The organism is Burkholderia sp. AW49-1, assembly GCF_053427845.1.
Genome location: NZ_JBSAXF010000039.1, coordinates 25402 through 47283, shown reverse-complemented (window position 1 = coordinate 47283; position 21882 = coordinate 25402). Strand labels below are relative to the sequence as shown.

Below are 21882 nucleotides of genomic sequence, written 5' to 3'. Positions count from 1 at the left end.
GGGCGGGCATTGACGTACCTCGTGCGGATTGGACGAACAAACGAAAAAGCCCGCGAGGCTTTCACCTTGCGGGCTTCTATAAATGGTCGGGTGATGAGATTCGAACTAACAGATCCAGCCGACATGGTCAGGCGGCCGTAGCAACTCGGGCCAATGCCCAGCCAACCTGGCAAGCCTCTCGAGTCATCTTCGGTCTCTAACTTGCACCCCGCCTCAAACGCAACTCGATCACGCGATGGCACAAAGCAAAAAGCCCGCTTGCTGTCGCAGAGCGGGCTTCAGTGTTGGTTGCGGGGATAGGATTTGAACCTATGACCTTCGGGTTATGAGCCCGACGAGCTGCCAGACTGCTCCACCCCGCGGCCGGGATTGTAGGCGAACTGACGCATTGTTGCAAACAAAAAAGCCCGCTTGCTTTCGCTTGCGGGCTTCGCTTGGGCGCACCTCGCGCCCGACCTCGTCAATATAACGAAAAGCGAGCGAGTTTACAACCCCATATTGCCAATGAGATTTACCCTTCGATCAGGAAGCGATTCCGATTCTTGGCATCCTTGATCCAAGCCGGCGCGCGGCCGCGGCCCGACCAGGTTGCGCCAGTCTTCGGATCGCGGTACTTCGCCTCCGTCGGGGACTTCGCGTGCTTTGCAGACTGACCGCGACGCACCCCAAAGATGTCCTTCTCAGTAATGCCGTACTCCGCGACCTTGGCACGGATGTCATCAACAATAGCTTGAACCTCAGCTAGGCGCGCAGCCTCTGCTTTCTCGGCCAATGCTTCCGCTCGGGCTTTCAGTTCCTTGTAGGTCGCCATGCATTCCTCCGATCGTTGTGTTATGCATATGATAGTCGTTTTGACTTAAGCGAAGGAGGCGCATAGAAATCATGCGAGTGGGGATTCCAATGGAAACCTCGGTTACCCGCAGGAAACCGCACAACTTTCAGAGGTACGACACCTGATCGCAAGTGAGCTCGTCGATCAGACCGAGCTACTCCGCTCACTGGCGACGAAGTCGCAGAAGTTTTTCCAGCCGGTCTCGACGAAAACTACTTCTTGCTTTCGACGAATGTACTGCCGTTGTAGCGATACTCTCGGGTGACGGGACCAGCATCGTCGATATTGGTCCATGCAATCTTGAAACCGGGCGGGCCGTCTAGCCATTCGATCGCGAGGTACGGTGAGCGATTGTTCACGTCAGTGTCGAGCGACACGCTATTCAAACAGCTTTGCACGGGCATCGCATACTTCGAAGCGGCCACATTTCCCTTCACTTGGAGGACGTAGAGAGTGCCCTCCTGTCCCGAGCCGCAGAAGCCCATCGGATTGTTGCTGGACGACTGGTTCACAACAACCAATACGAATTCCTTCCCGTCGACGACCTTCGAGCTCGCCGATGGGAACCCAATACTCGATGCAGAAGCTACGGCCCGACGAAGTGCCGGCGGCAATTGCACCGTCGCCGAGCGATGGTGTCCAACATCGACCTCGACCAAGTGCTTACCGTCCTGTTGCATCTCACGGCCATTTGATAGCCGGATCGAGTTAGGTGCTGCGGTCTCTGCGAACGCGCTTGCGGCAATCGAAAGCGCCGCCGCACACAACCACCACTTAGTTTCCGAGAATGTGATCGGCATAACAAATATCTGAGTAGGTCCATCGACGCTCTTTGCTCTGACCGGCCTTCATCTTTTTGTACTCGTCCTTGTCGCGCTCATTCAACTTGGTGAATAGCACCGGGAATCGTGGATGCCACGAGATAACACGCTTGGCCCTCCCACAACCAGTGAGACCTCCGAGTAACCGTCTTCAGCGTCGCTTTCATTCCGCGCTTTTTGGAAACGGATCAACCAAATCCGCCGTCCGCACCCATCCAAACGTAACGCGCCCCTCATTCCTCGGCCCGGCACCAACGTAACGAATGTATGAAAAATCACCTTGCGTCTTTAATGCAACCACTCCATCTCCATAGACAAGATAGGACTTTCTCGCAACAAATTTTCCATCACGATTATCGTAAAAAGTTGTTTTACTCTTCGCGATCCGAATCCCGATCGCAGGTACTTGTTGAGTTACTCGATAGCTGACTGACCGATAGTCTTTAGGGCTAAAGGTGAAAGTTCCTGTCGCATTTTCGCACCCAGCTTGACCGGCTTCGGTTTGTATAACCCACTCATCGTCACGCCGATATAAGTTCGCTTTGATGTCGAATGCTTTGTTTCGGTCCACAAAATTCGGTGATTTTTCACCGAGGACAAAAGTCAGCAATGGCGTAGCGATATAGTCGTCGACGTTTTTGGCATCCAATTTACCCCGATCTTCCGTGAACAAGAAGCTACAAGAAAACTTCGCATTCCGTGAATCATAGAGGCCGGAGACTGAGCTTCCATCGCGGAATCCGATCAGACCCGGCTGATCAAATATTATGGCCTCACCAGCAAAACACAATGGCGCCGACAACGATGCGACAAATAACAGCGCAATTGATTTACTTGAATTGTTCATAGAATTTTTTGAGATTGTTAGCATAATCAGGGTTCTTCGTGCGCCAGCTTCCGCCATTATATGATGTTGCCACCTGCTCCCAATTGTGATTTTTCAACCCATCAACACCAGCGCTCTTCTCTTTTTTCATGAATGCTATAAATATCTCCATTTGCCCGTCCGTTCCAGACATAAATTTATCGGCGAACTCGGCTGGCGTTGCACACCCGCAGGATGAATAATACTCCCCAAGAATCTGAAATCCACCCCAAGAGCACGATTGTATGGCGACATCAAAATCTAGAGCTGCTGCGCGAACCAGCTTCTCATATTGGTTAAGGTTGCCTCCGCCGTATTGATCTCCGTGCGGGAAGCAAAGATCAGGAAATTTTGGATAGGGATTTTCGGGAGGCCCCTTTTTTTTGGGCGGATGCGTCTTCTTTTTTGGCGCACCGTTCGCCTTTTCTCCCTTCGAATCCGCCGCCTTCTTTTCCGCCTCTCTTTCCTTTTCCTCTGCCTCCTTGTCGCGCTTCTTTACGGAGAGGTCGAAGAAATGTCGCCGCTCATAAAGTATAGGCGGGAGTCCATTTTCCAAAAATGGATGACCTTGAGATTCTTGTTGAACCAGCGCTTTAATGGCGGCGACTTCTACATTAAGTTCACTTGCCATACGCTGATACTGCGAATCAGAAAAGAACTCCGGTTTGGGGTAACTCAACCGCGAACCAAAAACACTAAATGCTACGGTACGCGGCTTGCCGGTATCCACCACTTTATAGTGATGCTCAATCGTAATCTTAGTCTTCTTCTTGTGAGACTTTGGATCAATAGTGACTTCTTTATTTTTCTTGGGAAAGTCCTTGCTCACCTTGCCTTGCTCGGTGACCTTTTGCGTCCATGCGATGTACTGACCAAATTCCTTAATCAATCGCTCGATCGTCATGACCTCCCCTTCTTTCACAACAGGAAGATCGAGATTCTGTTCAAATTCGTCTTTCGGCGTCAGTTTAGTGGTGGCATCCAGATGATATTCGGGACTGACAATGGTAAAAGCGCTAATATCTTTTTTGGGTACAATCTGTGCTTTCCATGCGTATTCCCCTCGACGGTTTTTCACAAAAACATCGATCGGCTGGTTGCGAGCTGCATTTGTGATCGTCACTGCGAACCCATCCTTGTCGGTGGTCGCTTCCGTCTTGTTGTCGGAAATTGGCGGCGACGGTGGGGATGTCGGTTCGCCTTTGCCATCCGATGGTGTTTGCGCGGGTGCCGCTCCCGCCGCGTTGTTCGTCGCGGGAGCCACATCGTGAACCGTCGCAGGGTCGACACCGGTTTGCCACGGAGTCGCCGGCGGTGTGTTCTTGGCAGCTTTCAACTGCACGAAAAGACCTTCGATGGGCTTTTGCAGCACGTCGCGGAAAAGCACGGTCACTTTGACGGAGGCCGCGGGTTCAGGCTTGGCCTTCGGGGCAGGCGCGTCAGCTGGTTTTGCGTTCGACACTACTTCTCCTTATCGATTTTGCTAAGGTCGAATGTTGAATCAGTTAAGATTCCTGTTGCCCGCCGTCCGAGTCTTCTATCTCGTCGTCGTCCAGTTCATCATGATCGTAAGCATCTTCAATCGCGTGCCAGTCGCCGCCACCGATCTCACACTTCACCTTTGTTGACGTCGGCGTGCGGACGGTCGCTGTTTCACCATCGAGTAGCCCGCCCTGCTGTTGAAGCGTTCCGTCAGGTAGATAAATGCGATAAGTCTGCGCGTGTAGCGCTTCCCCGACGCCGAGATTTGCAATAACCGACGATATGTCGAAACTCTGCGTATATTCGTGAGTAAGGTTCTGCGGCAGAGTACTCACCGGAAGCGGCGGAACGGAATAGCGCATTGTCGCCGGCCCACTGAACGAATGCTGCGCGCCCTTGAACTCAACGGTCCCCGGAGCGTGCCCGCGGATATTGCCGCCTTCAAGCGTGATCGATGCACCGCCTGCCGTGAGCACCAGCTTTCCACCCGCGGCGATCTCGATGTCGCCTTGCGCTAGCAGTTTGAGAACCGCTTTGGCGATCACCTCGACATTTGCGTCATGGGATTGGATCTGCACAGGCCCCTTGGTGAACAGCCTGATCGCCGTCTGCGAGAACATCCCAATCGCCTTGGCGGCATTGACGATGAATGCTCCTGCTGATCCGATGTGGGTGTTGAGGCCACTGACCAAATTGATATGGCGATCTGCCGTCATGTGCAACGAGTCTTGCGTAGACGTACCGACGCCGAATGGGCTGGCGAGAAGCAAAATCGCCTTCTTGAACGCATTCGCGCTACCTGTCCCGCCACCGGCCGTGCGGCCGCCCCCAGCTTCCGGTGTATCAGACTGCTGGGTGGCATCAGTGAACAGCTTGAGCGAATCGTGGCTCTCCTTCAGGCTGTCTGCATGGTGCTGAACGCCGACATTCGAAAGCGCCTCAATAATGCTCTCCGCGCCGATCAATTGGCCTTGCGCTTCCTTGACGTCGAGCTGATCATCGTTGTGCGCCTTCGGATGCGTGCCGATATATGCACCGCGATTCGCCCGCATACCGAGATAATCATCGGTATGCAGCAATGTTCCTTTACCGAGGTATCGGCCTCGAGCATTGTTATTGCCGGCATGGTCGATCAGAACCCCTTGGTGATACAGGCTGTAGCTGTTTCCGACCTTACCTGTGTAAGTGGTCAGTCGCGTAGCACCTTGATGCGTCGAATCATCGTGCACGAACGCATTGTATGCGCCGCTCTTGCCGAACCCATTCGACATGAGACCAGACAGCAGAACGTTGGTATGCCATTGTGGCGGCGTTGTCTGGGACGGCAGACGCCCTAGTACATACGGTCGATCGCAATCACCTTGGAAATAGTCGACCAGCACCCACTCGTCTTTGCGTGGCACATGCACGCCACCGTATCCATATCCGGTGTCAGCCTGCATCACTAGCAGCGGCGGCGATGTTTGCGTGACGTCAGTTCCGCTACGCTGGTCCCACGGATAGACCACGAAAATGCGATTGCGCTCGTCTGCCCATGCTTCTTCGTTGTCGGGACCGCTTACGAGCGCGTGCTCGGCATGCATCAGCGGCTTCTTATGCTCGAACGGACTGCGATACTCGACGTTGGTGCGCTGCGATTCCACTTTTACCAAGTAGACGCCGGCCAGGCCGTCGACGGGATTGGCTCGTGAGCCGAACTGACTGCCGTACTCCCGACGCAGGTCCGACAACGTGCTCTGTAAACTCAGTGGATACGTCGCGGCGTGATTGGATAGCGGCACATTGTTTTCAATGAACCACTCAACCTCGACGACCATGAACTCTCGAAGGTTCGGATCGACCGTCATGTGTCGTGCATGATGTTCGAGGGTGAAGCGGGAACCAGCATCGAGCCACCGCACACCCCCGAGGCCGATATATCGGCGAGCTGCAGAAGTCCAAGCCTGAGTGCGGTTGGAGGCGCGTCGCTGCCCTTCGTTCGAGGTCGGATAGGCATACGACAGGGCTTCGCGTACGATCATCGGCGCATACGGGATTTCGCGCTTCACTTGCTGACGTCTCTCTTCCGTCATGTACGTGATCGCGCTGTCGCCAAGATCGCTGCGCACAGAGTAACTCTGTTGAGGATTCTTGTAATTGAAGGACGTCGTCGCGTACGCGAGGCTTTGGGCCGTCTGCGTCACTGCCCATTGCGTAAAGCCATCTATCTCGCCGCCGATTGCAGCATTGCAAAATTCGATCGGTTTCGCTTCAGGTAAGGCAGAAAGCCGGTCGACGACAACGAGTGTCGACACACGCGGATCCTCTTCGTATTGGACGGGCGCATGCTCGAAATAGAAGTACCATCCCTCGTCCTCGAGAATCCGATGGAAGAAGTTCAGATCCGATTCACTCTGGCGGGTGTACGACCTCACGCGTGGCTCGTCCGTCAGAGCGAAGCGGACTCGCCCGGCAAGTTGAGGGTAAGCACTCAGTAATTCAGAGAGAATGTCCTGCGCGCTTTTGTTGAACCATTGGTCGTTCTTGCTCGCCTTGCCAAGAAAGAACAGCGCCGACTCGAATTCAATTTGGTAAACGGTCAGATTTCCGTCTTGCCCGAGCGTATGAAATTTATGTACGAAGCCATGAATCGGCCGATAAGTTGATTCTGCAAAAGGCGCTGAGGTCTGCTGGACAAACAGCGTGACTGGCTGGTGCTCGAGCTCCAGATTGTCGATATCGTCCCGCAGCGATACGACGTCGACCACCCACCGATAACCTCGCCCGACTCTAGACCAACCCTTTGCTCGCACGGGGATGAGGGTCTGCGCCCCCAATTGGGAACGGAACATGAGCAGTCGCTCGTGCTGCATCAAGCCCCGATGTATCGACTCGTATAGCGTGGTTGCCTGCGATCCGGCGGAACCGACGGGTGGAAGAACCATTTTTTGTTCCTTGTCTCTCAGGTTCGACCGCCAAAGACGCAACGCCGGCGACGGTCAGCCAATGCGACGAACAGTCGCTCGCGCGATTCTATCCAAAATCGGATGAAACGGCCTCTGAGACCCGGTTTCTAACAATCGTTGATGCTTTATCTAGAGACGAAACGAGGAATTGTTGAGCGTTTTCCGCATAATTCGTAATGCATTAGAAAGATTCGGGGGTTAATGATATCGATGTCCCGCCGGGCCCTCGCAAACTTGTCACAGCCTTGCCAGATTTTCGTTGTCGTAGCGATCTCCCAGTATGAGCATGACGTCCACAGGAGAAGAAGACAAAGTTCCACGAGTTGTGCGCGGGACTTCAGGATCCATTTCCTGTCTCCCCGTGACCAAGAAGGGGCCGCGATGGCAATGCTGACAGCATTCCTCGCCGCCGAAGTATCATGCAGATGGAGCGCTTAGCCTGCTGATACAACACATGCATGTCCTGCTGTCCATACGCCCTCGCATCATGCCAAACAGACGCAGCGCAAGCTCGGTTCATCGCAGCGACTGTCTTAGCCTTCATATGACGCTGAATCGCCGCACGCTCTTGCCAAGGCAGTGCGTCGACGCAAAGGTCTATTTGTTCGGCACGTCGCTTGGCAGCCTTGCGATCGGCCTCTTCTGCGCGCTCGTCAGCCGAAACCGCGCGATCCGATTCAGAGAAGCCACGGCATGTCGGGTCGACTCGCCCGTAGCCGAGTCTCGGTGTGTACCCCGCCTGCCATGCGTACCACTCGTCCAGAAGCTCCTCGATCTGGTTGCTTTCGTCGATCGTCATGTTGTTCCTGTTTTCGATTCTCTTGAGAAGCGGGTCATTCGTCGTTACATGACGACCGTGAAGTTGATTCCGTAGTGCGTCAGCCAGTCGCCGATCGCATGTCGCATCGTCCGGTTGCGCGGCCACGGAAATGAAATTTGAGTGCCGTGTTCTGTTTCGGTGATCTCCCCGCTGAACGGGCATTCGTCGAACGCGATGAGATCGGCGTGAGTTACTCCGTCGCGGTGGCGAATCGCTGAGGTGAGCAATCGCTCGGGCACGTCGGTGTACAAGATGCACGCAGCAGCACTCATGCCTCATCCCTCAGGTCGATTTCGAGTGCGCCACTCGCGAGAAACTGACCGAGCACGCGCGACTTCTGGTTGTCTAACCAATACAGCTTCGTTCGGAACACGCCCGGCGCAACCCAGCGCGGATCGCCCTTCGCGATATGCGTTCGGTACATCTCCGGAATGAACACGTCCGCTTCCACCGCCGTTACCAATTGCCGCTTGACGGTCGGAATGCGCGCCAGCCGAAATACCGTCGCGTCGATCTTTCGCGTGATCTCGGTGATGACCATCGCCCCCATGCCGCGCTTACGGGGTGTGCTACGCATCCCCGCCGGGATATGCACCCACATCCTCACTGGCAATTTGCTTCTCCCATCTTTCGGGCACGCACTGGCGCCCATTCCTCGTATGCCCGATCCCACACATCGAACTTGACTTGCTTGGGTGTGCCAACGCGGTTCTGATCGATCCACGCGTGGCAGGCGCCGCAGCCTGGAACCGTGAATTCGTTTTTCGCCTTCATCGCCCCAGCCTTTCCATGGCGCGATTGGTTCGAGTGGCACGGCACCACGGTTTCGTCGATCGGATTTCGCCTGCAAAGGCCTGGCACGCGCAGGTAACACGGCTCGCCGCGACAAGCCTCGAGATACTTCAGGCCTTCTGCGACGGTCGGCCGCCTCGGGCGGCGTCTCTTCTTCACCTGCTGCGGGGCTGGTCCCGGCAACGGCGAACTTTTCCGTGACCATGACCCTCGCGACATCGGCTTCGTGCGCGGCTTGAATCCTGAGCGCTTCATGCCGACGCTCGCCCAACGTCGACCATCGCGCGAATTGCCGGAATGACCGCGGCAATTCCAACTTCGAACGCGAAGTGGCGGCGCTTGTCGGCCGGCATCACCTCGATCGATGCAGGGAACGCCTTCCCAGTGAGATGCAACTCGTAGCCCTTCCTGCCCCGCCGCCCGAGCCTGATATACCCGGTAGCAATCAGACGGTTCACAGTGCGCTTCATGCTGTCAGGCGTGGATCGGAGCTGCGATGAAAGCGCCCGTAACGTAATGCCGGGATTCTCTCCAAGACGCTCACAGATGCAGCGTTGCGTGAAGCTCATCTTTTCGCCGCTCATCAGAAGTCCTCCACTTGCCAACCGCCACCGTCCCTTGCACGACCGGCCGTAACCGCGAGGAATCGGACCGGGTACTGGTCCGCGGCGACCTTCACCTTCACGCGCGCATCGTCTTGCCAGTGCCCCTTGACCTCATGCGCCTCGAGCTGGCCGTTGACGAGCATCACGGCGAAGTCCGGCGTGTAGAACGTGTTGTTGGCGAGCCGGAACTTGATGCCTTCAAACCGATACCAGGCGATTTCTCCGGCCTGCTTGCGCGACTCCAGGTGCTTGGCATAGCGTTCCTCGGTCTTGTTCATCTCGCCTGCCTTCAGACGTCCAAGCGCTTGCATGCGGGCCTTGGCGTCAGACTGGCGGTAAGCCGGCGTTGCGACCGGCGCCGCACCGATTCCGTCACTGATGTCGTCGAAACCGGCGTCGACCTGCGGTCGGTTCCCCGTCGCATCAAACACGGCCTTCTGCGCCGCGGTCATCTTCGAACGCGAGTCGTCGCGCACACGCGCTGCGCCGACCTTCGTCGTACCCGCATCAACGCGCATCGGCCAAGTGGTTCGTTTCGTCATGCCTTCCTGTCGCTATCCACGTAATTCCTCAACTCCCGGCGTGCTGTCTCAGCTGCCGTGTCCCCAAAGCGTTCGCGCACTGACGTGATGAGCGCGTGCGCCTTGCTGTTCCTGTCAGCCCGAGCGTCCCGCACTGCAGCCATGAACCGCTCCAGACACTCGCCGGCCGTCATTCCGCTGCCTGCTGCGCGACCTGTTCGCGCGGAATGTCGTTGAAATAGGCGTACAGGGATTCGTAGCGCTCTTCGCTCTCGCGGCTGACCGTGCTCAGCATGTCTTCCATCCATTCGCCCGGCCCGGCCGCCTTGAACACCTTCGCCTTGTACTGCTCGAAGACCTGGTTCGGCTTCTCTTCGATGCCGAGCTGATTACCGAGTTTGCGAATGCCAGGCGCCGTCTTCCACCAGTCCGGAGCGATCGTGGTATCGGAGCCCGACGACGTTGCAGCCACATCGCCTTTCAGCGGAAACAGGCCTGTCCAGCCACGCAGCACGGCTTCTTCGATGCAGGCCTTCGGGTCTTGCCCGAGCGATCGCAGCTTCGTCAGCTTTCGGATCGATACGGTTGCCGCCGGGCGAGTCCACGGCGCGTCCTTGTGCTTCGCCTCACGGTGTTCGCACCACATGTCCCAGTCCTCGAACGCCAGCCAGTCGGGCAATTCGATCGAACGCAGCTCGACATGCAACGCAACTCGTGGCGCACGTCGTGCGCCTTGGTGGTTCTCTGACGGGTCCTGTGGTGGTTCATGGTGAATCGGGTGCAACCCATTGCACCCTTTTGCGAAACCCATTGCACCCTTTACGTCGTCCGTTGCACCCTTTTTGTCGCTCGTTGCACCCTTTCCATTGGGTGCATTCTTTGCACCCTTTGGGCCAGCGGAAATGGGTGCAATCTCTGCACCGTTTATCCAGTCGGGATTGATGCGGTATTCGCAGGCACGACCACGGCCGCCGCCTGCATTGGCCACCAAGATCAACCACCCGTGCTCGACCATGCTCTTGATCTGATACTGCACGGCACGGACTGAGCGGCGCGTCTTTTCCGCCAGCTTTTCGATGCTGGGAAAGATGTGCTCCCCGTTGTCGTCGCAGTAGTCGGCCAGCTTCAGGGCGAGCAACAGCTCATGGTCCGCGCCCGGATACCGATCCCAAACCATCGTTTGGACCTTGATGCTCATGCCGCCTCGTCGATCGACATCCGCCGGGAATCAGTGGGATCCACGATCTGCTCGGCCTCGGCCAGATTGAGAACCCAGCGCAGCGCCTTCGCGCGCTCGCCAGTCGCGCTCGCCAGTTCGGCCGTAATCTGCTTACGCGTGCGCACGCGTGGAGGTGCGTCGCCGGTCAGTGCGGCTTTCTGCGCGCGGGCCTTTTCGTGACCGTCCTTACCCTCTGCCGCGGCGATGACGATCTTCACTTTCTCGCGCTGCTGGTCAGGCGGCAGCTTCGCTAGGCGCAGCGCATGAGATACCGTAATCTGGTCAGCTTCGAGCGCGTCGCGCACGGCCGCCGTGCAATCGAGCAGGCGCAACGACGCAGCGACCGTCGGCGGCTCAACACGAAATTCCGCAGCGATCTGCTCGTCGTCGTATCCGAGATCGCGCAGGCGCTGCATCTTCTCGGCGCGGTTGATCGGGCTGTCGTGTTCGCGATGCTCGTTCGTCGCCACCATCATCCCAGCCAACTCCGCCTGCTTCCCGCGCTTCGGCAGAGCCGGCACCATGATCAGCGGCAGGCCTTCATCCCGGAGGCGGCGATTCGCCTCGCGCGCGGCAATCACGCGACGTCGACTGTCGACGACGATCACCTCGCCGGTCTCAGGATCCTTATGGACCAGGATCGTTTCAAGCACGCCACGATGACGGATGTTGCGCACCATCGCTTCGTCATACGGCAGCAGTGCGCGCCGATCGAACAGCGGATGATTCGGGTCGGTGACGAGCATCAGCGTGTCCGGATCGAAGAAGAGCACGTTGCTCTTACCGGCCGCGCCGTAGGCGTCGATGGAGTTCTTTTCCATTTGTGGATCCTCAGTGACCGCACGGCACGGAGCCGTCGAGAGATTCAAACGCGCCGCACGACAGGCACTTGCGCGGGAACGTCGGGTGATGGTTTGCATCGCGCACGATGCGCTGAACTTCTTCGGACAGATCCGGGTTCCGCTAGCGCGTATCGGCCGATTGGTTGGTCTGCGTGGTTTCCATAAATTTCAATCTATTAGGATTACTAAACCCAGATAGAAACGCTCTCCGTCGAAAACGCTTTTACCCGAGCCCGTCGCTTACATCACCACCGACCGCCGCACTCCCCGAACCCTTCCCGCGCGCAGTGGCAGTTCACACCGACCTTACTCATCGTCGACAGCCCGTCCAAGTACTCCCGCGAGACCACACGCAGTTCGAGCGCATTCAGCCCGGCGTCGATCTTGTTGATCGGAACGCCAAGGTTTCCCGAGACGAATCGGCTCACCTGAGAGTCGTCCCAGCCGAGCGCATCCGCCACCGGCCCGCGGCTGCGCGGATCGCTCAGCGCTTCCCGGAACGCCCGTTCAATGCTTGGCTTCCGGATGACCTCAATCGTGCTCATAGCAACTCAACTCCGTTCAAAACTGATTGAATGACCTTGAAGGTCGAATTTTCTAAACTTCAAACATCGAATCTCGATGCAGACAGCGATAAAGTGAGGGTTCCGGCCCGATCTGTAGAATTGGCAGTTCTCACACAACCATTCCGATACGGGGAACCCCCATGGACGTAGCGACGATCAGCGCGACCCTTGGTGCACTCAAAACGTCATTCGACCTTGCGAGATCCGCTGTGGCGGCACGAGACGATGCGAAGCTTGCCGACGCGCTGAAGGACATCAACGACCGGATTTTCCAAGTCCAAAACGCCTCGCTCCAAGTCCAAGAGAAAATGTCTTCGATGCGTGATGAAATTGAGACGCTCAAAGACGGGAAACGACAGCTCAGTACACGCGTCGCTGAGCTTGAACATCAAAAATCGGAGCGGGAGAAGTACGAACTTCACGAGCTTTCTCAAGGCGTTTTCGTCCTCGCGGAGGTAGAACCGCGCCAGGATGGCCGCAGCCCGCACTACCTTTGCCAACCCTGCATGGACAACGCGTCGAAGAAGGCAGTACTCCAGCGATCGATAAGTGGATTCCAGTACGTTGCGACGTGTCCCGTATGTAAGAACGAATACCCGACCGGGGAGCGTCTCGATTTGTCGGTGTGATGTTTCAGCCCCTGCCTTCCACGCGGGCCGACCCAAGCAAAGGACCAGACGTGCGTACAGGCGCTTCATGCGGCCTTCGCCTGGCGAATGCTCGCCACATGCGAACCGTGAAGCTCAACCACTCTGCTCGCGATCTTGTGTGACGTGCGCGCCCCCCTCGTTCCGTTGAGCAGCGCGGAAACGAGCGATTGAGAGCACGGGATCATCCCGGCAAGTTGCGCCTGGGTCAGGCCCGAGCCGAGCAGCTCGGTGATGGCGATCTGAATATCCATGCACCCAAGTATCACATTTGTGTTTATTTACGTCAACACAAATCGAATGGCCCTACCTATTACGATTGTGATATGTACACACTAGCCGACAGACTGAAGTGGGCCCGCCAGAAGGCAGACTTGTCCCAAGAAGAGCTTGGCAAGAAAGCCGGCGTATCCCAGTCGACCATAGGAAACTTGGAGGCCGGGACTCGCAATAGCGCCCGACGCCTCCCGCAGATCGCAGCTGTGCTGGGAGTCAACGCTCTATGGCTCGCCGAAGGGCGAGGCGACCCAGTTGCAAATTCGAAGGCCCACACGACCTACGACGACGCAATCACGAGCGCGAGCGAATCGGCTCGCGCAGTGATCGACGCCGTCTTAAAAGCCGACCAGGCCGGCGAACCAGAAACCACGTTCAAGCTGATACTTCGAATGCTTCCCGCATCAGACAATCTCGGCGCGGGTGACTAACCGCCATTCCGCGCGGTACCGCAATCTCCGGCGGTAGCGGCTCAAGAGATGAGTCGCGAAAACCATACCGAGATGTGATGATCGGCTCTCGGGCCGATAACGTGACACCCAGCACCACCCTTCCCAGAAGGCAAACGGCCCAGCGGCCATGCTCTCCCATCCACCCTTCGACGACGACAATCTGATCGATCAATGCAGGGTTGATCGAATGGATCACCCTGGCCAGATCCCCCGGTTTGCACCGAAGGTGCGGTGTTGCTTCTTCTCTCATCAGCCGCCCTCGTATTCCATTAATCTCAAAATACTGTATATACGTACAGTAGTTTGCCAAGGAAACGGGGAGCTTTCAACTGGCTTCGGCGAATGCTTAAAACCGGCCGAGCGCCGCGCCCTCTCGCTAGACATGCTCCGCACCGGGATTTTCCTTTCTGGCGCGACTCGAATCCCTCCTTCAAGGGTAGCGCCCGCTGACGTCAGCAGCACAATCTCGTCGCCGTCGAACCGGTTCCGTTCTCGACAAGCGGAACTGATTCAACATCGGTTGGCGGCGTTTAGTGTCCGCGCACGTCCTGCACTACAATGTCCCCTCTGGGGTGCCGCACGCCATTTGGGCTTCGTCCGTGGCGACTCGTGCAAGCTTCGTGCTGGAGGGATGCCATGCCGACTTACCAATACCGTTGCGAGAAGTGTGGCGAGACATTCGAACATGTTGAACATCTCGCGGAGCATGAAACCGCTCACCCACTCTGCCCAAAGTGTGGCAGCGAACAGGTTCAACATGCGCCTACTTCGTTTGTAGCAAAAACAACGAGCAAAAGCTGAACTCGATCTGCAGCATCAATTCGCTATTCTTGTGCAGTGATCCACCCCAAAGCGAGGGACGCGTGCCCGGAGTACTAACGGCGACGCATAAAACTTGATCGATATCTGAATTGACGGAGTGCGGCCAATAGTCATCGTTCCTGTAACGCAATAAACCGCAATTCGAACGGCAGCTTCGCACCGTACCCCTGTCGGAACGCCCCGCGCACGCTACACCCCCAACATTTGGTCACTGCGCCTATCTGGCTCAGTCCACGAGACACCGACGGCGCCGCCGCTATGTAAAGCCTACCGCGATGATCTAGCCGAGTCGATCCCGAACCAATGCAGTAGGCCGAATCCGGCCATAGCGCGACCTTTCGACCAAAGACAGTCGAACATCCGCCGTGTGAAGCTATTTTTGTGTTATCGGTACAGTGCTTGAGCCGACGCAATACTGAGAATACTTGCCCCACACGTCATCTGGCATTCCTCCGCATTCCGCGTCTTTGGGACCCCAGAGTGTGTGCCCGTCCAATACATTGCCATGTCCTCCACAGGCGCATGCCTTGAAATCTGCGTTTACTGGCACGCACTGCTGATCATACTTTCCCCAGATCGGAATTCCAGCGCAATCCTCGCCCGCTGGCCCCCACATCCGTACACCGTTTACTCCTCCATGACCTGTACATGAGCAAAGTTGGGTTACCTGCTTACTTGGATTTTGAAGGTAGTCGCCCCAAGGTTTTCCAGGAAGACCATTGCAACTCTCCCCTACGGGCCCCCAGAAATGAACACCTTGCAACCCACCTCTGCCGATACATGAACCGAGCGCGACGTTTTTTAACTCCGTCATCACAACTGGTACCGCCGGAATCTTTAGCGTTTGAGATGGCCCATTTTGGAGTGTCGCGGTGACTGCTAGATCCTTGTTTTTAACTCTAGGAACATGCCAGTTTGTCGTTTGTCCGTAGTGTGGCGCGAGGAGCTCCGCCTTCTGAAAATTTTGATTAGAGATGATCGTGACCGTCCTCGGTTCTTCATTCTGTACAGGTCGCCATGAGCAGCCCACTATAGCGGTATCGTCAGTTACGTCGACGACGTCACATGAGAATCCTTGCTGCTGCGTAATGCAAATCTTCTTGCACGAAGACCATTCCTCTGTCTTCACGGTATCTATCAGTAGAGTGTCTGACTGAGAAGCGTCAAGTTTATAGTTCACGCTCTCGAGGTAACTGTTGCGCTTTTGATTGAACTCGCCGTATGTGGCGCTTCCGCCGATAATTCCGTAGTACCCCCCCAAGGAAGCATCTTTTTTCAGCTCTTCGAATTGGCGTTGATCAATTTGTTTCAAAAAAGCTAGACTAACGCGACTGCTCTGCTCGCGCTTCATGACCTCTTTGACTAGGCCCGCGTTGCAACCGCACGAATCCGATGCAGCGTATAACGACGGCGGTCCAAGCAGGAAAGCTGCGGTCGTGAAGAAAAGTGCTGGGGTTATGGACTTCATACGGCCTCCGTTCGTCGGAAGGCTGACTGCGAGGCAAGACAATTGAAAGAAGGATAGTCGCGCAGACCAAATATTCAAGTTGCCTATTGCCTGCCCCAATACAGGTGGGCGCCTAGGTCATTGACTCTACTAACAGCATGCTGCGCGCGTATTCACCGCAGATAATTGCGAGACAGCGCCCGGGGTACATCAGCGACTCGCGACAGTTTCCGTTGGAGCCGAATACCGCCGTCCATTTAATCGGAAGCGATGACGGGCGCACCTTCGGAAGCTGTCATCCAGATGTGGCGTGGACAAGCGGCCGAGTCGGGTTGAGCCCGTCGCGGACCTACGGAACGGCAACGGGCCGAGCAGGCCAGGAAACGTCATTCGCCCGCGGGTCCTCATCGATCGATACAGCGCAACCTCCACGACTAGCCGCGACCACACAACACCCAACGTCAAGACCTGCTCTGGAGCGGGCTTTATGCGCAGGGCGCGCAAATCCCCCCAGTCGATATCGATCATAGAGTTGCCTCGATCGTTTTGCGCTTGCAAATCACATATGTGATTATTCGTCTCACCGCGGCACAGATCGCTGCGCCACCGCCCCAGGCGGACGATCTTTAAGAGTGCTAGTGCGCCGGGACCGCAGTACAGGGAGCAACCGGTCGGCTCAACGGTGTAGTCGAGAAACGGGGTAGCGCCCGACACCGGAATGACCGATGCGCTTTCAACGAGAGCGCATCGGCCGTCAACTACAGGAGATCGATATGGCAGAGCAAAAGCTCGAATACCTCACTCCCGGCATGGCACTCGAGTTAGTGCGCGACATAATTCGCTATCAGGCGCACGGCGTCGAATCACTCGACTCCTTTATCGATCGAGCGATCGACTCAACGTTTGCCTTGGACAAAGCACTTGCGACCTCGGCACGGCTTAATCAATCGCCTTAAGGCCCTCGTGAATCGAGCACAGATACGCGGCGACAGCTTTGCCGCGCTCCTTGCCGTGCGCCTCATTCCCAATATTGTCTGTAGCGGGAAGCTTCACTGATCCGCTTCGAATCAGTTCGACAAGGATCTTTGTAGCTTTGCTGTCTTCGTTTTGCTCACTCATGGATCGTTCCTTGTAACGGTGGTTAATGGATGCCGTCTCTCAGTCCGGCACATCCATTATCGCAAGGAGCATTCCCTCAATTTCTCAAAAAAGCGCACTCGTTCGCGGACATCCGTACCCATCAACACAGCGCGGCGGCACCCTGCCGAGTGCGCGCCCTTGAGAGTTTCGACAGCGTTGATCGGACGACATTGAACGCCAGTGACGTTCGTTGAGCGCTGTCATATATTCGCATTCCTAATCCTATTTTAGAAACGCATGACCACCGCTACCAAAGAACAGATCTACGACGAGCAGATTTCGCCGCTCATGACGCAGATCATCGCCATCTGCAAAGAGCACGGGATTCCCGTCGTCGCGTCGTTCTTCACACCCGGCGACGACGATCCCGAGCTCGCGGTCACGACCGCACTGCTCGGCAACGGCTTCGAAGCACCGAAGAACTTCAGCAACGCGCTGCGCGAACTTCGCCCTGAGCTTTTCGGCGGAGCACCGTTGATGCTTCGCACCGAACATGGCGACGGCAGCACGACGCTGACTGCCGTCGTCTGATGCCAGCCGTGCCACGCCAAATCAACAACGTGAGGTAACAATGAATCGAGATTGGATTCCGCTCTGTGTAGTTGCCGGCTTCTATCTGCTTGCCGGCGCCGTCGCTCCCCCGATCGAATCGCTGATGGGAGTGTGGTCGTGAAAGCCCTTTTGATCCTGTGGCTCAAGAGTCTTGGCGTGCTGATCGTCGCCGTGCTGGTTCTCGCTACTACTCAGCAATGGGACGAATCGGCAAGCTGCGCCAGCACCTATTGCACGTAGCTCAGCCCTCTCGCGAATGCAACCGACGTAACCACCCTGTTCGAATTACTCAGCTTCGAGGCGTGATCCGGTATTAGTTGCTTCGCATTGACCCAATTAAATGGTTCTCCATCCAATTGACATCACCATCATTGCAACTGTGGTCTAACCTTCGTATTCTTCAGAAAGTTTCCTCGTCTCGGAGACGCGAAATGAGTCGGGCGAATGTAAGACTAAATGTTCCGCTTGTCGGCCAACAGACCGCCTCCGACGGTACGCCATTGATGGTGGATAAGAAGGACGGACGCGGACTTCAACCACACGGTCATTTGGCATGTTGGCATGCGGCAGCGTGTATGGTTTTGTACGGACCCGACAAGGAGGGTCGCATCCTTGCCGGACCACGTCGATTGGCTATGCCCAAAATATGGCTCAAAGACGAAGGGCTCAATCCGAGTATGGCTCCGAAGTTCGCCAAAGCCGCAAGGCTGACGGTACTCGAGCGGCCAACCACAGTAACCGCGGAGTGGCTAGCACGCACACTTTCAAACTACGGTGCCATCTGGGCGGGGGGGGCTTTTCAATACGGCTCCGCCCACTCCATAGTAATCACCGGGGTTCAGGACGACACGGTGTTCTATAACGACCCGTGGGAGCCACGGGCGAAAATCATGACCGTTGACGATCTGCAAGCTCGGCTTGGTGTCTATCCAGGCTGTTTGCTTGTGAAGGATCGGCGCTTCTATTGATGTTTTCGGTGTCACGGTTGAGAGATGTGCATCTAATTTAATCTTCGATCGTCATCTGTATTTCCGAAGACACTCGTCGATCTTAGCGAGACATTCGGAAGCGCCATTCTCAATAAATCGCCATTCGTTACCCTTACCAAGGGATCCCGAGACGCTCTCTCGTATACGAAATCTCACTCGTGCAATTGACATGGCAGTGTCTGCGTGCCATCGACAGTCGAGTAATAGTTGTGCGACATCTTCGTCGGGCATAGAGGGCAGCATCAACTCGCTGTACGCGGCGTGAAGTTGCTCCGTGGCCCTCAACATAGCGGTGCGCTCCTTTGTCGTCTCACCTTGATTCTTATCGTCCAGCCGATCAGCCGCCTCCTTCGTCGCCGTTCGAAGACTATCGGTAAGTGACCTCAAAATCGTGACTGACTTGCGAGCTTCCGCTCGTTCGGCGTCTCTAGCCCTCGCGGCCTCCTTTCGGTGCTGATCCAAGTTGATCCAAAACGCGCCGACGATTGCCGCAATCGCTCCTGTTGCCTGAACCCAGGCGGCCATGAGTTCTGGCTTGTACGCCTGCGTCCCTGCTGATGTCGCACCGAAAACTGAAATGAGAATAACGGCCGCGACTCCACCAAGTGCGACCAACGGTGATTTCAAGCCTTTCATCGCACCCCTCGTTTGGTTTGGTTCGAATCGTAGCACGACCACTCTACCCCTAAGCCGCGCAAATTCCGGTGCCTCGGATGCGCGGCTTTTTCTTGTGGGCGGCTTGTATAGCGCCCGCTTTTTTTCGTTTTCCCCTGGCAGTAGCACTTTGCGGGCGTCCTTCGTGGCGCCCGCTTCTTTTCTGATTTGAGGATGCGATGAGCGTACCCACCGCAGTTTTCCTGTTCGATAGGACCGGCAACATGGCTAGGCCGTGGGCAGATGCCGGATACCGCTGCATCTGCTTCGACGTGCAGCACGCCGGCCGCGTGGTTCGAGACGGGATCATTTTCCAGCACTGGGACGCGTTGCTCGGTGCGCCAACGCTTCCGGCTGACTCGACCGCGGTGTTCGGTTTCGCGTTTCCGCCATGCACCGATCTCGCGGTGAGCGGTGCGCGCTGGTTCAAGGACAAGGGACTGCGCCGGCTCGCCCAAGCGATCGAGATGGTAGCAGTCGCCGACGAGTTCCTGAGCGGCCTCGGCGTGCCGTACGGCATCGAGAACCCCGTGAGCGTAATCTCGACTCATTGGCGCAGGCCGGACTACACGTTTCACCCTTACGAGTTCACCGGCTTCGAGCTGTCCGACAACTATACGAAGAAGACGTGCATTTGGGCGGGCGGCGATTTCGCTATGCCGCCGCCGAACCGCGCGGGAGGTCTCGGCGTGCCCGACAACCGGATCCACGCTGCCCCCCCATCCGACGACCGCGGCGACATCCGCTCGGCTACGCCGATGGGGTTCGCGCGCGCGGTGTTCATGGCGAACGTGAAGCAACTGACCAGCTGAGGACCACACCATGACCACCGACAACGCGTCGCGCCGCGACAAAACCATCACATTCCGCGGCGAATCGCTGACTCTGTCCGGCGCGCAGCTGCTCGAAGCGCTCGACTTCATGGCGCCAGATCGCGATCGCGACCAGCTTGAAAGCGAACTAACGTTCCGGCGCGGCGAAGGCCACGCGGGCAATGGCATGTATTGCTGGCTCACCGAGTATCAGGAGGAAGGTGCATTCTTCGTGGACGGATCGACCGCTGTCCCGGCCGATGTGGCGCCACCTGCGGCGAACGAGCCAGCGGCAATCCCGATTGGCTATGCGCTCGTGCCAATCCATCGCTCCTACGACATGCGAACGAAGGCGCTCATCGCTTTCAACACCACGGAACAAGCCCGGAGGGATCGAGACGACGCTCTCGATGCCGTGCACCGCGCAACGATCGACGCGGCCCCGCAGCCTCCCGCGCAGGCAAGCGCTCGGGAGGAGCTGACGCTTGATCAACAGCGCACCGTCGAATGCGCCGACGCGTGGCTAAGCGACAAAGGGCTTCCGACCTATACCGAGCTGCGCACGCTTCTCACTGCCTATCTGGGCCAACCGAAGCCGCCTGCATAAGTACATCAATAGCTACTGTGTCACGCCGCCGTACTCAACCGAGAAATCTCCTCGCTGAGCAAGCTCGTCGCCTGCTGAAGACTTGCGCAGAGCCGATTCAGCTGGTCATGCCATCCAACGTGAAATGCACCATCTGGTCCAGGAATAATGCCAACACTCTCACCTATCGCCGTTTGAGCCTCAATCAACGCCATCGCAGACATGGGAGTTGGTGCTTGAACTGGCGTAATAGCGGTGACGACTTGAAGCGCTGTCTTTACCATGCTCAGCATGTTCGGGTGTGCGAATTTGAGTCCCTGGTTCGCTGGCGCCATAACCATAGCACGCTGAAACTCATCTAGTTTGTCGCGACAGTTTGCGATCATCACCTCAACTGCACGAAGTCGATCGACCCTCTCATCTTGCCGATTCCGTCGATCGCTTTCAGCTTGCCGGCCTGCGATCACCATCGCCGCAACGATCGCCGCAATCGACCCGAAGGCTTGGACCCACGAGGCTGCAGAGGCACTGTCGTTCGGTGGAAATTTCGTCACGGCATCAACCAACACACCAACAATTCCGATAACGCCAATTGCGGCAAGTACCTTGGAGTAACGCATGCGTGAACTCCCAATTCTTGTTTTCCGGTCCGATGCTGCGCTGAGCCTCGTCTCACCGATGTTTCCGAAAGGCGGCCTCTCGGCCAAATCCAATTTTGGTTACCCCGACCTGGGCGGCGTACTTGCCGTCCTCGGTCACGCGCGGCTCGCAGTTCATCTCGTACCCGCGCATAACATTTTTGTTTTGCATCACATCAGTAAATCTTTTTGAGACTGAGGGATCGTAGCATGCCCACATCGACCACCATAAAGCCGCTCTACCTCGACTTGCCTGCAGTGGCAATCACTCTTTCGCTATCGGAAGCGACCGTCCAGAAACTAGTACGCGAGAGAAAATTTCCGAAGCCGCGCCTGCTTTCCGACCGCCGGGTAGCATGGCTGACGCGCGAGGTTGAAGCCTGGGCAGAGGCATGCCCTGAATCGGATCTCGCGCCTCCTCCCAATACCGGCCATAGAAATCGGCGCCGCAAGGTCACTTGCGCAAGCCCAGATCTGACCTTTCAGTCAGCGTCCGATCAGGTCTGAAATGGCACCGCCGTCACTTCATCGATTCGTTGCATCGACGGGTTGAATCC

At 56.7% G+C, this 21882-nt stretch carries 30 protein-coding genes and 1 tRNA gene; 11 read left to right on the top strand and 20 right to left on the bottom strand.

The genetic code is table 11. The features are described 5' to 3' along the window. Positions 1 to 285: 285 nt before the first annotated feature. The 15 genes from ACV22W_RS30815 to ACV22W_RS30745 form a co-directional block, all read right to left on the bottom strand. A tRNA-Met gene (locus ACV22W_RS30815) sits at positions 286 to 362 on the bottom strand. A gap of 149 nt (positions 363 to 511) precedes the next feature. Continuing rightward, positions 512 to 811: an H-NS histone family protein gene (locus ACV22W_RS30810; protein ID WP_448023183.1), complete on the bottom strand. Its 300-nt coding sequence runs from the start codon at positions 809 to 811 to the stop codon at positions 512 to 514. 233 nt (positions 812 to 1044) lie between these two features. Next, on the bottom strand, positions 1045 to 1632 hold the full coding sequence (locus ACV22W_RS30805; protein WP_448023182.1) for a hypothetical protein: 588 nt from the start codon (positions 1630 to 1632) through the stop codon (positions 1045 to 1047). Positions 1633 to 1816: 184 nt separating this feature from the next. Further along, positions 1817 to 2500 carry a hypothetical protein gene (locus ACV22W_RS30800; protein ID WP_448023181.1) on the bottom strand — a complete coding sequence of 228 codons (684 nt, stop codon included), beginning with the start codon at positions 2498 to 2500 and terminating at the stop codon, positions 1817 to 1819. Beyond that, positions 2484 to 3980, bottom strand: a complete 1497-nt coding sequence (locus tag ACV22W_RS30795) for an N-acetylmuramidase family protein (RefSeq protein ID WP_448023180.1) — start codon at positions 3978 to 3980, stop codon at positions 2484 to 2486. The genes ACV22W_RS30800 and ACV22W_RS30795 overlap by 17 nt, the downstream gene beginning before the upstream one ends. 43 nt (positions 3981 to 4023) lie before the next feature. After that, complete coding sequence (locus tag ACV22W_RS30790; RefSeq protein ID WP_448023179.1) at positions 4024 to 6831, bottom strand: type VI secretion system Vgr family protein; 2808 nt, start codon at positions 6829 to 6831, stop codon at positions 4024 to 4026. A gap of 451 nt (positions 6832 to 7282) precedes the next feature. After that, positions 7283 to 7744, bottom strand: a complete 462-nt coding sequence (locus tag ACV22W_RS30785) for a hypothetical protein (RefSeq protein ID WP_448023178.1) — start codon at positions 7742 to 7744, stop codon at positions 7283 to 7285. Between the two features lie 44 nt (positions 7745 to 7788). Beyond that, a complete protein-coding gene (locus ACV22W_RS30780; RefSeq protein WP_448023177.1) occupies positions 7789 to 8037 on the bottom strand; it encodes a phage portal protein in 249 nt (82 codons plus the stop codon). Next, entirely contained in the window at positions 8034 to 8306 is a 273-nt protein-coding gene (locus tag ACV22W_RS30775; RefSeq protein ID WP_448023176.1) for a hypothetical protein, read from the bottom strand. Before ACV22W_RS30775 ends, ACV22W_RS30780 begins: the two co-directional genes overlap by 4 nt. A 62-nt stretch (positions 8307 to 8368) precedes the next feature. Further along, positions 8369 to 8812: a nuclease domain-containing protein gene (locus ACV22W_RS30770; protein ID WP_448023175.1), complete on the bottom strand. Its 444-nt coding sequence runs from the start codon at positions 8810 to 8812 to the stop codon at positions 8369 to 8371. Then, the gene (locus ACV22W_RS30765) at positions 8809 to 9141 is read right to left on the bottom strand and encodes a hypothetical protein (protein ID WP_448023174.1); all 333 of its coding nucleotides are present in this window, start codon (positions 9139 to 9141) and stop codon (positions 8809 to 8811) included. The genes ACV22W_RS30770 and ACV22W_RS30765 overlap by 4 nt, the downstream gene beginning before the upstream one ends. Further along, the gene (locus ACV22W_RS30760; RefSeq protein ID WP_448023173.1) at positions 9141 to 9704 is read right to left on the bottom strand and encodes a hypothetical protein; all 564 of its coding nucleotides are present in this window, start codon (positions 9702 to 9704) and stop codon (positions 9141 to 9143) included. Before ACV22W_RS30760 ends, ACV22W_RS30765 begins: the two co-directional genes overlap by 1 nt. A 169-nt stretch (positions 9705 to 9873) precedes the next feature. Continuing rightward, a complete protein-coding gene (locus ACV22W_RS30755) occupies positions 9874 to 10881 on the bottom strand; it encodes a helix-turn-helix domain-containing protein (protein ID WP_448023172.1) in 1008 nt (335 codons plus the stop codon). Next, positions 10878 to 11723, bottom strand: coding sequence for a ParB/RepB/Spo0J family partition protein (locus ACV22W_RS30750; protein ID WP_448023171.1), 846 nt, complete (start codon positions 11721 to 11723; stop codon positions 10878 to 10880). Before ACV22W_RS30750 ends, ACV22W_RS30755 begins: the two co-directional genes overlap by 4 nt. Before the next feature lie 266 nt (positions 11724 to 11989). After that, positions 11990 to 12289, bottom strand: a complete 300-nt coding sequence (locus ACV22W_RS30745) for a DNA-binding protein (protein WP_448023170.1) — start codon at positions 12287 to 12289, stop codon at positions 11990 to 11992. Positions 12290 to 12450: 161 nt separating this feature from the next. On the opposite strand from ACV22W_RS30745, the gene ACV22W_RS30740 reads away from it, so the two are divergent. Beyond that, on the top strand, positions 12451 to 12939 hold the full coding sequence (locus ACV22W_RS30740; RefSeq protein ID WP_448023169.1) for a hypothetical protein: 489 nt from the start codon (positions 12451 to 12453) through the stop codon (positions 12937 to 12939). 65 nt (positions 12940 to 13004) lie between these two features. Here ACV22W_RS30740 and ACV22W_RS30735 read toward each other — a convergent pair whose 3' ends face one another. Further along, on the bottom strand, positions 13005 to 13211 hold the full coding sequence (locus ACV22W_RS30735; protein WP_448023168.1) for a hypothetical protein: 207 nt from the start codon (positions 13209 to 13211) through the stop codon (positions 13005 to 13007). 72 nt (positions 13212 to 13283) lie between these two features. On the opposite strand from ACV22W_RS30735, the gene ACV22W_RS30730 reads away from it, so the two are divergent. Next, positions 13284 to 13664: a helix-turn-helix domain-containing protein gene (locus tag ACV22W_RS30730; RefSeq protein ID WP_448023167.1), complete on the top strand. Its 381-nt coding sequence runs from the start codon at positions 13284 to 13286 to the stop codon at positions 13662 to 13664. Positions 13665 to 14321: 657 nt separating this feature from the next. After that, complete coding sequence (locus tag ACV22W_RS30725) at positions 14322 to 14486, top strand: FmdB family zinc ribbon protein (RefSeq protein ID WP_448023166.1); 165 nt, start codon at positions 14322 to 14324, stop codon at positions 14484 to 14486. 394 nt (positions 14487 to 14880) lie between these two features. Here ACV22W_RS30725 and ACV22W_RS30720 read toward each other — a convergent pair whose 3' ends face one another. Then, positions 14881 to 15975 (bottom strand): hypothetical protein, encoded by a 1095-nt coding sequence (locus ACV22W_RS30720; RefSeq protein WP_448023165.1) that lies wholly within the window; start codon positions 15973 to 15975, stop codon positions 14881 to 14883. A 704-nt stretch (positions 15976 to 16679) separates the two neighbouring features. Between ACV22W_RS30720 and ACV22W_RS30715 the strand changes: the two genes are divergently transcribed. Beyond that, entirely contained in the window at positions 16680 to 16910 is a 231-nt protein-coding gene (locus tag ACV22W_RS30715) for a hypothetical protein (protein WP_448023164.1), read from the top strand. On the opposite strand, the gene ACV22W_RS30710 is transcribed toward ACV22W_RS30715, so the two are convergent. After that, complete coding sequence (locus tag ACV22W_RS30710; protein WP_448023163.1) at positions 16894 to 17073, bottom strand: hypothetical protein; 180 nt, start codon at positions 17071 to 17073, stop codon at positions 16894 to 16896. The two genes, ACV22W_RS30715 and ACV22W_RS30710, sit on opposite strands and share 17 nt — an antisense overlap. 258 nt (positions 17074 to 17331) lie before the next feature. On the opposite strand from ACV22W_RS30710, the gene ACV22W_RS30705 reads away from it, so the two are divergent. From ACV22W_RS30705 to ACV22W_RS30695, 3 genes are all read left to right on the top strand, one after another. After that, a complete protein-coding gene (locus ACV22W_RS30705) occupies positions 17332 to 17625 on the top strand; it encodes a hypothetical protein (protein ID WP_448023162.1) in 294 nt (97 codons plus the stop codon). Between the two features lie 138 nt (positions 17626 to 17763). Beyond that, positions 17764 to 17886 (top strand): hypothetical protein, encoded by a 123-nt coding sequence (locus ACV22W_RS30700; RefSeq protein WP_448023161.1) that lies wholly within the window; start codon positions 17764 to 17766, stop codon positions 17884 to 17886. Between the two features lie 191 nt (positions 17887 to 18077). Further along, positions 18078 to 18614: a papain-like cysteine protease family protein gene (locus tag ACV22W_RS30695; RefSeq protein ID WP_448023160.1), complete on the top strand. Its 537-nt coding sequence runs from the start codon at positions 18078 to 18080 to the stop codon at positions 18612 to 18614. Positions 18615 to 18665: 51 nt separating this feature from the next. Here ACV22W_RS30695 and ACV22W_RS30690 read toward each other — a convergent pair whose 3' ends face one another. Next, the gene (locus ACV22W_RS30690) at positions 18666 to 19271 is read right to left on the bottom strand and encodes a hypothetical protein (RefSeq protein WP_448023159.1); all 606 of its coding nucleotides are present in this window, start codon (positions 19269 to 19271) and stop codon (positions 18666 to 18668) included. A gap of 242 nt (positions 19272 to 19513) precedes the next feature. Between ACV22W_RS30690 and ACV22W_RS30685 the strand changes: the two genes are divergently transcribed. Together ACV22W_RS30685 and ACV22W_RS30680 are read left to right on the top strand one after the other, a co-directional pair. After that, positions 19514 to 20101 (top strand): hypothetical protein, encoded by a 588-nt coding sequence (locus ACV22W_RS30685; protein ID WP_448023158.1) that lies wholly within the window; start codon positions 19514 to 19516, stop codon positions 20099 to 20101. Between the two features lie 10 nt (positions 20102 to 20111). Continuing rightward, positions 20112 to 20708 (top strand): hypothetical protein, encoded by a 597-nt coding sequence (locus ACV22W_RS30680; RefSeq protein ID WP_448023157.1) that lies wholly within the window; start codon positions 20112 to 20114, stop codon positions 20706 to 20708. A 20-nt stretch (positions 20709 to 20728) separates the two neighbouring features. On the opposite strand, the gene ACV22W_RS30675 is transcribed toward ACV22W_RS30680, so the two are convergent. Further along, entirely contained in the window at positions 20729 to 21307 is a 579-nt protein-coding gene (locus ACV22W_RS30675; protein WP_448023156.1) for a hypothetical protein, read from the bottom strand. Between ACV22W_RS30675 and ACV22W_RS30670 the strand changes: the two genes are divergently transcribed. Both ACV22W_RS30670 and ACV22W_RS30665 read left to right on the top strand, forming a co-directional pair. Next, on the top strand, positions 21306 to 21518 hold the full coding sequence (locus ACV22W_RS30670; protein WP_448023184.1) for a hypothetical protein: 213 nt from the start codon (positions 21306 to 21308) through the stop codon (positions 21516 to 21518). The genes ACV22W_RS30675 and ACV22W_RS30670 overlap by 2 nt on opposite strands. A gap of 17 nt (positions 21519 to 21535) precedes the next feature. Beyond that, on the top strand, positions 21536 to 21832 hold the full coding sequence (locus tag ACV22W_RS30665) for a helix-turn-helix transcriptional regulator (protein WP_448023155.1): 297 nt from the start codon (positions 21536 to 21538) through the stop codon (positions 21830 to 21832). Positions 21833 to 21882: the final 50 nt, after the last annotated feature.

Bases quoted from the DNA above. Each gene is read 5' to 3' on its own strand.
- ACV22W_RS30810 (WP_448023183.1), bottom strand. From the start codon at position 811: ATGGCGACCTACAAGGAACTGAAAGCCCGAGCGGAAGCATTGGCCGAG.
- ACV22W_RS30805 (WP_448023182.1), bottom strand. From the start codon at position 1,632: ATGCCGATCACATTCTCGGAAACTAAGTGGTGGTTGTGTGCGGCGGCG.
- ACV22W_RS30800 (WP_448023181.1), bottom strand. From the start codon at position 2,500: ATGAACAATTCAAGTAAATCAATTGCGCTGTTATTTGTCGCATCGTTG.
- ACV22W_RS30790 (WP_448023179.1), bottom strand. From the start codon at position 6,831: ATGTTCCGTTCCCAATTGGGGGCGCAGACCCTCATCCCCGTGCGAGCA.
- ACV22W_RS30785 (WP_448023178.1), bottom strand. From the start codon at position 7,744: ATGACGATCGACGAAAGCAACCAGATCGAGGAGCTTCTGGACGAGTGG.
- ACV22W_RS30780 (WP_448023177.1), bottom strand. From the start codon at position 8,037: ATGAGTGCTGCTGCGTGCATCTTGTACACCGACGTGCCCGAGCGATTG.
- ACV22W_RS30775 (WP_448023176.1), bottom strand. From the start codon at position 8,306: ATGGTCATCACCGAGATCACGCGAAAGATCGACGCGACGGTATTTCGG.
- ACV22W_RS30770 (WP_448023175.1), bottom strand. From the start codon at position 8,812: ATGAAGCGCTCAGGATTCAAGCCGCGCACGAAGCCGATGTCGCGAGGG.
- ACV22W_RS30765 (WP_448023174.1), bottom strand. From the start codon at position 9,141: ATGAGCGGCGAAAAGATGAGCTTCACGCAACGCTGCATCTGTGAGCGT.
- ACV22W_RS30760 (WP_448023173.1), bottom strand. From the start codon at position 9,704: ATGACGAAACGAACCACTTGGCCGATGCGCGTTGATGCGGGTACGACG.
- ACV22W_RS30755 (WP_448023172.1), bottom strand. From the start codon at position 10,881: ATGAGCATCAAGGTCCAAACGATGGTTTGGGATCGGTATCCGGGCGCG.
- ACV22W_RS30750 (WP_448023171.1), bottom strand. From the start codon at position 11,723: ATGGAAAAGAACTCCATCGACGCCTACGGCGCGGCCGGTAAGAGCAAC.
- ACV22W_RS30745 (WP_448023170.1), bottom strand. From the start codon at position 12,289: ATGAGCACGATTGAGGTCATCCGGAAGCCAAGCATTGAACGGGCGTTC.
- ACV22W_RS30740 (WP_448023169.1), top strand. From the start codon at position 12,451: ATGGACGTAGCGACGATCAGCGCGACCCTTGGTGCACTCAAAACGTCA.
- ACV22W_RS30735 (WP_448023168.1), bottom strand. From the start codon at position 13,211: ATGGATATTCAGATCGCCATCACCGAGCTGCTCGGCTCGGGCCTGACC.
- ACV22W_RS30730 (WP_448023167.1), top strand. From the start codon at position 13,284: ATGTACACACTAGCCGACAGACTGAAGTGGGCCCGCCAGAAGGCAGAC.
- ACV22W_RS30725 (WP_448023166.1), top strand. From the start codon at position 14,322: ATGCCGACTTACCAATACCGTTGCGAGAAGTGTGGCGAGACATTCGAA.
- ACV22W_RS30720 (WP_448023165.1), bottom strand. From the start codon at position 15,975: ATGAAGTCCATAACCCCAGCACTTTTCTTCACGACCGCAGCTTTCCTG.
- ACV22W_RS30715 (WP_448023164.1), top strand. From the start codon at position 16,680: ATGCGCTTTCAACGAGAGCGCATCGGCCGTCAACTACAGGAGATCGAT.
- ACV22W_RS30710 (WP_448023163.1), bottom strand. From the start codon at position 17,073: ATGAGTGAGCAAAACGAAGACAGCAAAGCTACAAAGATCCTTGTCGAA.
- ACV22W_RS30705 (WP_448023162.1), top strand. From the start codon at position 17,332: ATGACCACCGCTACCAAAGAACAGATCTACGACGAGCAGATTTCGCCG.
- ACV22W_RS30695 (WP_448023160.1), top strand. From the start codon at position 18,078: ATGAGTCGGGCGAATGTAAGACTAAATGTTCCGCTTGTCGGCCAACAG.
- ACV22W_RS30690 (WP_448023159.1), bottom strand. From the start codon at position 19,271: ATGAAAGGCTTGAAATCACCGTTGGTCGCACTTGGTGGAGTCGCGGCC.
- ACV22W_RS30685 (WP_448023158.1), top strand. From the start codon at position 19,514: ATGGCTAGGCCGTGGGCAGATGCCGGATACCGCTGCATCTGCTTCGAC.
- ACV22W_RS30680 (WP_448023157.1), top strand. From the start codon at position 20,112: ATGACCACCGACAACGCGTCGCGCCGCGACAAAACCATCACATTCCGC.
- ACV22W_RS30670 (WP_448023184.1), top strand. From the start codon at position 21,306: ATGCGTGAACTCCCAATTCTTGTTTTCCGGTCCGATGCTGCGCTGAGC.
- ACV22W_RS30675 (WP_448023156.1), bottom strand. From the start codon at position 21,307: ATGCGTTACTCCAAGGTACTTGCCGCAATTGGCGTTATCGGAATTGTT.
- ACV22W_RS30665 (WP_448023155.1), top strand. From the start codon at position 21,536: ATGCCCACATCGACCACCATAAAGCCGCTCTACCTCGACTTGCCTGCA.